Annotated in this window: 7 protein-coding genes and 2 riboswitches; of the genes, 3 read left to right on the plus strand and 4 right to left on the minus strand. The window is 36.0% G+C overall.

The features are described from left to right. Window positions 1–51 precede the first annotated feature (51 nt). Window positions 52–828, minus strand: a complete 777-nt coding sequence (locus WC623_RS09965; RefSeq protein WP_372850484.1) for an XRE family transcriptional regulator — start codon at window positions 826–828, stop codon at window positions 52–54. Between the two features lie 135 nt (window positions 829–963). Here WC623_RS09965 and WC623_RS09970 point away from each other — a divergent pair, with 135 nt between their 5' ends. After that, window positions 964–1,314, plus strand: coding sequence for a GIY-YIG nuclease family protein (locus WC623_RS09970; protein ID WP_372850486.1), 351 nt, complete (start codon window positions 964–966; stop codon window positions 1,312–1,314). A gap of 193 nt (window positions 1,315–1,507) precedes the next feature. On the opposite strand, the gene WC623_RS09975 is transcribed toward WC623_RS09970, so the two are convergent. Together WC623_RS09975 and WC623_RS09980 are read right to left on the minus strand one after the other, a co-directional pair. Then, complete coding sequence (locus WC623_RS09975; RefSeq protein WP_372850488.1) at window positions 1,508–4,696, minus strand: basic secretory protein-like protein; 3,189 nt, start codon at window positions 4,694–4,696, stop codon at window positions 1,508–1,510. A 117-nt stretch (window positions 4,697–4,813) separates the two neighbouring features. After that, window positions 4,814–7,261: a penicillin-binding protein 1A gene (locus WC623_RS09980; RefSeq protein ID WP_372850490.1), complete on the minus strand. Its 2,448-nt coding sequence runs from the start codon at window positions 7,259–7,261 to the stop codon at window positions 4,814–4,816. Between the two features lie 130 nt (window positions 7,262–7,391). Here WC623_RS09980 and WC623_RS09985 point away from each other — a divergent pair, with 130 nt between their 5' ends. After that, window positions 7,392–8,273: a polyphosphate kinase 2 family protein gene (locus tag WC623_RS09985; protein ID WP_372850492.1), complete on the plus strand. Its 882-nt coding sequence runs from the start codon at window positions 7,392–7,394 to the stop codon at window positions 8,271–8,273. An 8-nt stretch (window positions 8,274–8,281) separates the two neighbouring features. On the opposite strand, the gene WC623_RS09990 is transcribed toward WC623_RS09985, so the two are convergent. Next, a complete protein-coding gene (locus WC623_RS09990) occupies window positions 8,282–9,496 on the minus strand; it encodes a serine hydrolase (RefSeq protein ID WP_372850494.1) in 1,215 nt (404 codons plus the stop codon). A gap of 79 nt (window positions 9,497–9,575) precedes the next feature. Further along, window positions 9,576–9,783: riboswitch (cobalamin riboswitch) on the plus strand. Window positions 9,784–9,891: 108 nt separating this feature from the next. Between WC623_RS09990 and WC623_RS09995 the strand changes: the two genes are divergently transcribed. Then, window positions 9,892–11,754, plus strand: coding sequence for a TonB-dependent receptor plug domain-containing protein (locus WC623_RS09995; RefSeq protein WP_372850496.1), 1,863 nt, complete (start codon window positions 9,892–9,894; stop codon window positions 11,752–11,754). Between the two features lie 107 nt (window positions 11,755–11,861). Then, a riboswitch (cobalamin riboswitch) is annotated at window positions 11,862–12,069 on the plus strand. The last annotated feature ends 77 nt before the right edge of the window (window positions 12,070–12,146 follow it).

A 12,146-nucleotide genomic window follows, 5' to 3' on the forward strand; every position in this document is an offset into this window, starting at 1 on the left:
GACGGGTCTTATTTTATTAGCGTATCAGGTTTATGTATTTATAGATAACTATTAGTTTTTGTTTAGTTGCGAAATAGATTTTTGCATCTGCGCCATCATTGAACTTAGGGTTTCTATAGTAGGTTCTGGTGTAGGGTCAGGTAATGCGGTTGATATATAAGCTTTAGCTTTCCAAATTTCCAGGATGTCATCTGCCGGAACAGTATAAGGATCATAGATCTTATTATCCGATATTAATTTTAAATCCTTATTTTCTTTAAAACGGTTTCCAGCTCTTTTGTATACGACACCTTCATTTTTGCTGATTACAATGTAAGTTTCGCCTGTTTTAACATCATTCCAGTTATCCATATATTCAGCTACAATGATACTTCCCGGTTGTATAGGGAGCATTGAATCACCTACGATTTCAAAAGCCCTAAAGGTTCCCTGTTTTAAAAAGGGAAGTGGCAGTTGGAATTTTGGAAGGTCCTTAATGTATTGAGGGTCTGAGAATCCATTTAAGTAGCCTGCACTAGCCTTTACGGGAACCATTTCTATATTTTCATTATCATCCTTATCAACTGATATACTTAATATACGAAGATTCGATCCCTGGCTTTTGGGCTTTGGTTTCCAGTCTTCGTTGATACTTTCGTTAATAAACTCATCTATTGTTAAGTCAAAGTATTCTGCTATTTTTTTTAGCAAATCATATTTCGGCTCAGCCCTGTCTTCTTCGTAAGCCCCAATAAGTGACCTTTTAATTCCCATAGCATCAGCGAATTGCTGTTGTGTATGGCCTTTTTTCTTTCTTAAGTACTTAAGGTTGGATGAAATGTTTGACATAAAATAAAAAGTTAAAATAAATTTGTTTTTACTAAAATTGTTAGTATTATTGTGCCAATAAAGTTAGTAATATTTATTCAAATAGCAAATAGGTCTACTAACTAATTTAGTTTATTAATATTTAAGCTTAATGTTATGAAAAAATTTGTATACGTGATAACGGACAGGAACAGAGCAAGTTTACATGTAGGGATGAGTTCAGACCTAATTAAAACTTTGGATTTCTATAAGCAAATGCCTTGTTTATTCTTTGATAGCAGTCAGCAGTTAACCAGGCTGGTTTATTTTGAAGAGTTTAAAACAGAGGTTCAGGCATTAAGTCGCTTTAAACAGGTGAGCAGATTTACCAGGATGCAGAAGGAGCGTTTAGTCAGGTCTTGCAACCCTGATTGGGTAGATCTGACCATAGGATTGGATTTTGAGCACATTACTTCAGGAAAGAAAATGATCAATCAGGTAAACCTGGCATTTAACATTCTTTCTTAAATATACTTGAATAGGATTTTGATATTAACGCAATTAAAACTAGGCTTACGTTCTCAGGTTTTAGCACTTTGATATTAGCGCTCTCAAATTATTAACGCACTCGTTATTGACTCTTTTAAATGGATGAGGGTACATTTATTTCTAAATGCACCCTCATCATGTATCTTATTCGGTAGGTTTTATATTTTGGAACTTACCAGCCAGGGGCAAATGTTAAACCAAACGTACCCAATTTCAAGTCTGTACGTTGGAAAGGAATTGCATAGTAAGGCTCTAAGACAAATGCTCCAAATACATTTACCCTCACCGATATACCCACACTCAAAGCTGGAACGCGATCTAACGTTCTTGTATAAATTGGGTTTCCATTTTTATCATTTAATATTTCTCCCTGGTCATTAGTCAATGGATCAAGATCGTATGTTGGTTGGCCTTTGAAACGAACTTTAGAATCTTCATTCCATGCTAAACCAGCATCAAAAAACAAGTTCAGATCAGTAAATAGTAAATTGGAAGGTATTGCCGATAGTTTCTTCGGACCCGTAAATGGAAGTCTTATTTCCAGATTAAATACTGCCATTTTACTTCCAGATAGCTGGTTGATATCAAAACTATTTGTATATCCCGCTCCATTATTGCTATTGTACATTGAATTTGCTTCATAGCCTCTGATAAAGTAAGGATAACCAACAAATAAAGGATACAGGTTTTCGCCTTCTTTACCTAATCTGAGATAGTTGTAAGTTCTAGCTGCTATGGTTATAGGTTTAATTCGCCAGTATTTTCTTAAATCCACAGTAACTGCAGAAAATTTATAGTCTCCAAAATATTGTTCCATTCCTACTCGGTATCTAAAACCATCTAAAGGAGAAGTGATTCCATTGATGGAATTGTCTCCTACAAAAGCAGCATTTGCCTGGAAAATAGTAAAATCTTTTAACTGGGTACCGAAATAACTGGTCGCCTGGTCAATTGGTATTTTTCTCTTGTCTGAGGTAATATACCTACCAATAATATTACCACCTAAGTCCTCATAATAATTACTTATACGGTCTACCCTATAACTATACCGAGAAAATGCACCTCCTGCTTCAAAACGATGTACTTTGTTGAAAGGATAAGCACCAAATAATTGTGCCTGGTCTTCAAATGTCCTGATCAGGTCAGTTCTGTCATCCCAAACAGGAATTGCTGTTCCGTTGTTATCTAGTTGATCTTGAATAATATTTCTGACACCCGAGATATAAGGAATATGAGATACTGCTGCTCCCCAGTTAATCCTGCTTTGTTGATTAATATAACCTACCAGTCCACCAAAATCATAGATTTCTCCATTAACAGATAAGTTGGCCACAATCTGATTTTGTCCAAGTATATCACTAAACATACCTACAATACCACCTTGAACACCTGTTCCAAATCTACTGCTTGATACACCTACACCACTATTAGCCAAGTAATCCAATTTAAATTTAGGTCTGTAACGTACAAGACGCATGGAGTCAGCTTTAGTTTTTTCGAAACGCTCAAAGTTATTCAAGTTGGCATTCACAATGTCTACACCCAAGCTTTCCATAGGAGGGAGGATGGCAGCATCAAAATTTACCTCTGTTGCATCAACAGTTTTAGCTTTGAAAGAACTGGCGGGAGCATTGTAAAGTGTATATCTTTGTGAGCGATAGTAGCTATATACAATATCGTCATTTCTTGAAACAGAAATGGCAGGAGAAAACTCTGTAATACCACTTATCCCGGTAAAGTAATCTGTCAATTGTTTAACGCTATTATCACCTAGTGTGTATTCATACAAGTTTCTAAATCCATCTCTGTTTGATAGGAAGAATAACCTTTTACTATCACCAGAAAATTGTGCGTTAAGGTTATTAGCTTCTGGAAATACAGGTACATCAGTTAGTGATTTGCTTTCAACATCATAAATAGTCAGATTGATAGGGTGTACCGCTTTTTTGTTAGCACTCTGCATCGAAACCCTGTCTGAAGAGAATGCAATTTTCTTTCCATCCTGAGAATAAGCAGGAGCGTAGTCAGAGTAGGTATCATTTGTAATCTGTGTGACCTTTTTGGTTTTTAGATTGTAAGAGAATATATCACTTTGACCTTGTACCATTCCTGAGAAAGCAATGTCGTCTCCATTGGGCGACCATGACAGGTTTCCGAATTGAGCTACATTGCCCATTTCTGCACGTAGAGCTACATTTCCATTATTAACATTCACGATCATGAGCTGGTTTTTACCTTTACTGAAAATACTAAAGGCAAATTGTTTACCATCTGGCGACCATGTTCCTGCTGATTCCAGGAAGTTAAAGTCATCGATGTGAGAATTGGAAACCTGACTACTTAATTTTCTTAGGATTTTTCCGGTTTTGGCATCAGCTAGAAAGAGATCTATCCCGAAAAGGTCCTTTTCCGATAAAAAGGCGAGATATTTACCATCAGGACTGATTGCAGGTGCCACATTCATATTACCCGCATTTTTGTTATCTATGATTTTTGTACCCGTAATTCTGATTTGTGAACTATCTGCCTTTAACATCGGACGATAATGTGTTTCAATTGCATTTTTCCATAAGCCTGATAAAGCTCGGTCGTCATAACCAAAAGTATATCTTAGTCCATTTTCATAACCATACTTAGCCGTTGCTTTAAATAAAGGGACGATGGTGGTATCTCCATAAACAGAGCCTACAAATGTCCAGAAAGCCTGTCCATAACGATAAGGGAAATATTTATTAGAGTTTGTAAGATCTTTTAAAGAAGGGATATCTCTGTTTAAAAGGGCATCACGCATCCACATAGAAGTAAAAGCATCATTTTTACCTACTGAAAGATATTCTGCCATTCCCTCGATCATCCACAAAGGAATCTGACTGATACTTTCAAGACTGATAGAATCTTTTTCGAGTAACAAGTGATATTGAAATGCGTGAACTAGCTCATGACCCAGAACGTGACGTGTTTGATTGTTCAATTCCATCACTGGCATAATTACCCTGTTTTTAAACGCTTCTGTAACCCCACCTGTACCAATTCCTATGTCTCCTTGTAATGCAGTTGTTTGTTGAAAATCTGGATGGTTATTATAAAGGATAATAGGATTCTTTTTCTCGAAAGTAGCCTTGAAAATTTCCTGATGCATTTTATACCAGGTTTCTGCGTCTTCAGCAAATTTTGCTATGAGATTTTCATTCTGCAGGTAATAGTAAATTTCAAAATGAGGAGTTTGCAACACCTTAAATTTCTCGTTGTTGTAGCGCACTTTGTTTTGTCCAAAATATTGGGCCTTTATAGCAAGTGTAGATACGATGAGAAGAAAAAAGATAATCATTGATCTTCTAAGGAAAGTATAGCATTTATTCATACGGCTTATATTTCAAGAGTTACAGTTTAAATTTACAAAAAATAGCAATACATATGTTTACATCCGAATTGTATTAAAATATGGATCTAATTGTACATGTTACTGCTGTGATAAAGGTTACTCGTTATTGTTTTTCTTCTTTTCTTTTTCTTCCTGACGCTGTTTCCGTCTGAGTTCCCTTTCTTGTTTTTTTGTAAGAGGAACCTCAGTAACAGGTTGTTTTACTGGGTCAGGATTTTTCTTTTCGTCAGATTTTTGAACTACAGGAGCATTTTGAGCAGGTTGAGTTGGTTCAACCGTTGGGATTTCAAAATTTGTAGAGTCAACTTCAAGACTATCATTTGAAGTAGTATCCGGTACGTATCTTGGTGTAGGACAGTTAAGATCCTTCGTGATTTTCACTTTGGCTTTAGGGAAAGGCCCCATAGTATAACCTGTAGACTGGTCTTTGTAAACCTTTTCCATAAACTTACCGAAAATGGGAAGTGCTGTTCTTGATCCTTCGCCTGTTTCTCCGTTTTTAAAGTGTGCGGTACGCTCATCACAGCCTACCCAAATACCAGTTACCAGGTCTTTCGTAACTCCCATATACCAGGCATCCACATAATCACTGGAGGTGCCCGTTTTTCCGCCAATCTGGTTTCCTTTTTTCCAAAGATCCCATTCCCATAAAGCTTGAGATGTTCCTCCAGGTTCTTCCATACCACCTCTAAGCATGTAAAGCATGAGCCATGACATTTCTTCTGTTAGCACTCTTTTTGTTTTGGCTGTAAACTCTTCTATAATATTGCCGTCAAGATCAGTGATCTTCTCAACGAGAATAGGATCTGTTTTTAAACCTCCATTTAAGAAAGTTCCATAGGCTCTTACCATTTCAAAAACAGTAACATCATTTGGACCTAAGCTAACAGAAGGGACAGATTCTAAATGGCTGTCTATACCACATTCATGAGCCCACTTTACCACATTGTCCCAACCAACTTTTTCAGTAATCTGTGCGGTAATGGTATTCACAGATCTTGCCATTGCCAGACGTAGTGACATTTCACTATAGGTATTGCTCCAGCTTGCATTTTTAGGCTCCCAGTATTCTGTTTTTCCTTTTTCCTGATAGGCAATCCTAACCGGTTTATCCGTGAATTTATCACATGGGCCTAATCCGCTTTCCAGTGCAGCCAGATAAGCAAAAGGTTTAAATGTAGAACCAGCTTGTCTTTTTGATTGATTTACATGGTCATATTTAAAATATTTATGGTCTAATCCACCTACCCATACTTTTATTTTACCATTAAAAGGATCAAGAGTCATCATCCCGGTATTCATCATTTTTCCGTAATAACGGATAGAATCCATGGTAGAAAAGAGTGTATCACGATCACCTTTCCAGGTAAAGATTCTCATCTTTTTCTTTTTATTAAACCAGGATGTTATAGAATCTGGATTATTGGGATATTTCTTTTCCAGTAATTTATAAACAGGAAGGCTACGCATTGCACGATCTGGATAATCCACTTTTTTACCTTCAGAATCTTCCCATGGATCTTCATTGCCCCAAACACTATAAAATCTCCTCTGAATGGTTTTCATTTGCTCAGCTACGGCTTCTTCTGCATATTGCTGAAGCTTGGAGTCGATGGTTGTATATATTTTTAATCCATCTTCATATAAGTCGTAATTGTTGTCTTTACACCATTTTTCCAGGTATTTATCTACTGCTGCTCTTAAGTAAGAATCACCGTCACTACCATCATCAACTCTTCCTTCTTTAAGTTTTATCGGGGTGCTTTTATAAGTATTTAATTCGGCTGTTGAAATGTAATTGTACTTATTCATTTGTGCAAGGGCCACGTTACGACGTTCCAATGCCTTTTGAGGATTTTTAATAGGATTGTAGGTTGTTGTTCCTTTCAACATACCCACCAGAAGGGCTGCTTCAGGTACATCCAGTTGGTTGGCTTCTTTATCAAAATAAATGCGTGATGCTGTTTTGATACCATATGTATTGTTACCAAAGGATACCGTATTTAAGTACATGGTAATGATATCATTTTTAGAATAGTTAGATTCTAATTTTACTGCAGTGAGCCATTCTTTAAGTTTCGCAATAAGGGTTCGGACTACAGGAATGCGACTTAATGCACCCTGGGACTTATTGTATCTTGTTCGGTAAAGGTTTTTTGCCAATTGTTGTGTAATGGTACTTGCTCCACGTCTGTCGCCAGTCGCAGTCGAGATTCCGCTTGAAAGTAAGGAGCGAAAATCAATTCCCATATGTTTGTAGAAGCGGACATCCTCTGTCGCAATTAAAGCATTTACAATGCTTGGTGATATTTCCTTAAAAGTTACCGGTGTACGGTTTTCTTTGTAATACCGGCCTATTAATTTACCGTCCGAGGTGTATAATTCTGAACCGACACGGAGTGTAGGTGTTTTGATGTCTTCGTAAGATGGTGAGTACCCAAATAGCCATAAGAAATTGAGTTGCAGTGCACAAAAGAAGATAATGATACAAAAAAGGAATATGCTTGGATAACGGATGTACTTATTGCGAATTTCTTTAAACATGGGAGTAAAGATGAAAAAAACGTAAAACAGTTTGTGTTAAATAGTGTTAAAGTTATCAGGCAAAATTAACATATTTAATCAATAGAATTTTATTCTAAATTTAAAGCTGGCCGATTAGAATTGAAAAAAAATGGAAAATGAGATCAAACAATATTTAGTTGGAGTTGGTAAAAAGGTTTCGTTAGAGAATTACAGTACTACTTATAGCGGTGACAGAGATAAAAGAACTTCTCAACAGGAATTAGAAGAAACTAAGGAAGAGCTTGCAAAGTATCAGGAAACAATGTATGCTGCTGATTCTCGATCTGTGCTGATCATTTTTCAGGCTATGGATGCTGCAGGGAAAGATAGTGCTATTCAGCATGTGATGACTGGGTTTAATCCACAAGGCTGTCAGGTTTATAGTTTTAAAACACCAACTTCGGAAGAATATGATCATGATTTTTTATGGCGTCATTATAAAGCTTTACCCGAGCGTGGCCGTGTAGGAATTCATAATCGATCTCATTATGAGAATGTGTTGGTTTGTAAAGTGCATCCAGAATACGTGTTGAATGAAAAGATTCCTGGGTATCAGGATGTAAAAGAAGTAGATAAAGATTTTTGGAAGAGAAGATATGAAAGTATCCGGAATTTTGAGAAACACATTAGCGATAATGGAACTGTTATTGTAAAAATATTTCTGCATGTCTCTAAAGAAGAACAAAAACAACGTTTTCTGGATAGGATTGATGATCCTTCAAAAAACTGGAAGTTCTCTTCTGGTGATATAGCTGAACGGGCTTTATGGAATGATTATATGAAAGCCTATGAAGAAGCTATAGCTGAAACCTCTACAGAATCATCTCCATGGTATATTATTCCTGCAGATAAAAAATGGTATGCCCGGTTGGCAATCAGCAAAATACTGATAGAAACCTTTAAAGGTTTAAACCTTAAGTTTCCCGAGCTTCCTAAAAATGAACTGTTAAAACTAGATGAAATTAAACAGCAATTGCTGGATGAAAAATAGAAGAATCATTACTTTTTCGTATGTTTTCTGTGTAGTTCGTAATCGTAAATTAATTTCCCTATGTTTTTCATAAAAGGATAACAGATGGTTTCGTATTCATATATGCCATCGTTGTAAATGCCATCCTCATTGGATTGTACAACAGCTGTTAAGAAGAATTCGATATTGTTCTTATTATCTTTGAAGTAAGCATTATCTATAATGAAGCCATAGGAATCTCCATATTTATTGAATATTTTTAAATCAGGGTTTAATACAGCATTTTTCTCTCTGCCATAATATAGCATTTTGGCATAAGTAGGCCAGAATTCCTTAGGATTATAGGAAGGGTAACCGCTGTTTGTAGGTAGTTTACTCATGTAAGTATAAATAAGTTGATAATCTTCAGGAGTTAGTTGAAAACGTTCAGAAAGAGGAAAGGATTCTGGATAAATGAGTCTGATCATCATAGATTGCTGATCAGAAATACTAAAAGCATTCTTATTTGAAAGGTTAAAAGGCTTTGAAACAAGTTTCTCTGCGCTGTCTAAATATCCTTTTCCCATTATTGTATTTGTTAGTTCCAATGGATATTCTTTCGGGTCGTATTGAGCCTTTTGTTGATATATCAGTTTATTTGCATTGTAAAACTTTACAGGGTTAGTGTGTTTTGCAGATTCGCCGGCATCACCAATTGCCAGTCGATTTAAAATGCGACTATCATTTAAACCGTATTTTTTTAATTTTTTGTTGATTTCTGCTCGTCCAATAAATTCAAACAAGCGGTTAAAGGCATCATTATCACTTGTTAAAAGTATTTTTTTGATGTAATGTTCAATAGATGGTAATCCATTTTCAGAAGTTATGTCTTTATCAAACCTCGTTTGACCTTTCCTGGCACTATCGGTAATCATGGTACTTTTGGCTGTTAAGTCAGTTATTCTAAGCGCATTTATTTTTTCCAGTGCAAATATTACTGCTGCCAGCTTTACGGTGCTTGCCGGATAAAAGTATCTATGGTTATCTAAGTTGTAGCTATAAGTTTTAAATTTTGGACTGGTATTCTTTTTTTTAATGATTTGTGTATATAATACTTGTATCTGGTTTTTCTGAGGATGGTTTAGTACAGCAGAAAACAGATCTGGATGCTGTTGCATTAATTTTTCTATAAATATGGAGTCTGTTTTTTGAGCCATAACAGTGCTGCTGATGAGCATGAATAATGTGGAAATTAATTTATTCATTTGCGGTATGATTATTTATAAATATAAGTATTAAAAGAATATAAGAAATGCCCTTGTTGCTGATCAATAGATAATTGAGTACATTCGCATCGCTTTTGGTTTCCGTCAGGGTTAACCTGGTTGAATTAAAAGGGAATACGGTGTAATTCCGTAACTGTCCCGCAGCTGTAAGCTCTATAACGGTGTTCAAATCACACGCCACTTTTTCAAGCCTTTAAAAGGTTAGGAATGGGAAGGCTGGATACCGGGAGTAAGTCAGAAGACCTGCCATAAGTTTTAATATTTCATAGCTTTCGGGGATTGAAGCTAGGAGTGAATACTGATTTATCATATTTCATTTCCTGAATCTTTCTGTTTGCTGTGGGGAAAATCTCACAAACAAAACATTATTAAAAATGAAACTTAGTAACAAACTATTAATTGCAATGAGTGCCGGCTTTATCCAGCTTGGAGCTACAGGCAATTTACATGCGCAGGAAGTTGTTGATCTGAACGATGTGGTCATTTCTGCAACAAAAAATGATCAGAAACAATCACAGACCGGTAAGGTCGTTACGATTATTGGTCGCGAAGTATTAGATCGTAGTCATGGTCGAAGTCTTACAGATCTGTTAAACGAACAAGCAGGAATTGTAGTGGGTGGTGGAACACTTAATTCAGGCTCTAATAAAAGTCTGTTTATGCGGGGAGCATCAAGTGGCTATGCTGTGATTTTAATTGATGGGATTCCAATGAACAACCCCGCCAGTATTGGTGCTACGTTTGATTTACGTGCGTTTTCTATTGATCAGATTGATCGTATTGAAATCCTTAAGGGTGGGCAATCTACTATTTACGGCTCTGATGCTGTTGCTGGAGTTGTAAATATCATTACTAAAAAAGGATCGCAAGCAGGAAATAGTGTATATGGAGTGGGTAGTTATGGAACATATAACACTTATAAAGGAACTTTAGGGATGAACTATCATAGTAATGATTTTTCATATAATATAGCCTATACCCAAACTAAGACTGATGGAATTTCTGATGCTGCAAACCCGGTGGGTAATACTGATGTTTTTGATAAAGACGGAAATAAAACATCGGCTGTGAATGCGAATTTCTCCCTTAAGGCTACAGATCAATTAAGCATAAGTCCATTTATACGTTATTTCTATGGGAATTATGATACAGATCAGGGTGTTTTTAAAGATAATCCAACAAGCTATGTTAAGTTAAAGCATTTTAACAGCGGTGTAAATACCAAATACGATTTTGGTACTGGTAAAATTAACCTTAATTACAGTTATGAGAATTCGCAATTAGCCGATCCTACAGGTTTTGTTCCTTTTTCAGAAGGGAAAATGCATTTGGTAGACTTATTTTATAATCAGAAATTAGGTTCAAAACTAGATGTATTAGTAGGTTTGGATAACAGAGCTACAAGATTAAGTACAAGTTTAGTTGCTTCTACCAATCAGTTCAGTACTTATGCATCTGTATTTGCCCATGATTTAAGTATTTTTAACCTGGAAGTAGGAGGTCGTTATAATAAAGCAAAAGCATTTGGAGAAAATTATACTTATAATATTACACCATCTATAAATGTGGTGAAAGAAGTAAAGCTTTTTGGAACTATTTCAACAGCATTTAAAGCACCTAATTTAGATTATCTATTTACACCTTATGGAGGAAACTTAAATCTTGTTCCAGAAGAATCGAAGAATTATGAAGCCGGTGTTAGTTTGAATCTTGCAGAACAGAAGTATACACTTCGTGTTTCAGGATTTAAACGTGACCTGACAAATGCAATTGTTTATGCAGGCAATGGATATATCAATCAGCTAAAGCAAAAGGTTAAAGGATTTGAGATTGAACCTGCAGCGCAACTTGGTATTGTAAATATCAGGGGATATGTGGCGTATGTAGAGGGAAATGAATATACGTACCTGACCAGTACTGTTCTGGATTACTTATTCCGCAGGCCGAAAAATGTTTATGCAATAAATGTAGGTGTACAGGCTACAAAAGACCTTTTTATCAGCACTAATTTCAAATACAATTCAAAGAGCTATGACGCCGATTATGATACAGGGAATGTGGTTAATCTTGATGCTTATAAGTTGTTGGGGGTATATGCAGAATATACACTTATTAAAAAACAATTGAGATTATTTGCGGACCTTAAGAACGTATTGAATGAGAAGTATACAGAAATATATGGATATAACAGTATGGGATTCAATATGAATGCAGGCCTTAGCTTTATAATTAAATAAAGGATCGTTATCTGTTGATATAATCAGGATTGTATGATATAAATAGGCTGTATTATGATGATACAGCCTATTTTGTTTAAAATGTTTTTCGGTATCTAAATTATGGGTACCTTTGCGACGCTTTTGGTTCCTGATAGTATTGTGTTATCTGGATTAAAAGGGAATACGGTGTAAATCCGTAACTGTCCCGCAGCTGTAAGCTCTATTAAAAACGGTATTCAAATCCAAGCCACTTTTCAACCTCAAAAGGCCATGAAGGGGAAGGCAGGATGCCGGGAGTAAGTCAGAAGACCTGCCATTCGCATTATGATTTCATAGCTTTCGGGGATTGAAGCTAGGAGTGAGTGCTTAATTATTGTATTTCATTTCCTTGATCTAAACTGTTTGCTGTG

This window comes from Pedobacter sp. (assembly GCF_041645105.1).
In the GTDB taxonomy this organism is placed as follows: Bacteria; Bacteroidota; Bacteroidia; order Sphingobacteriales; family Sphingobacteriaceae; genus Pedobacter.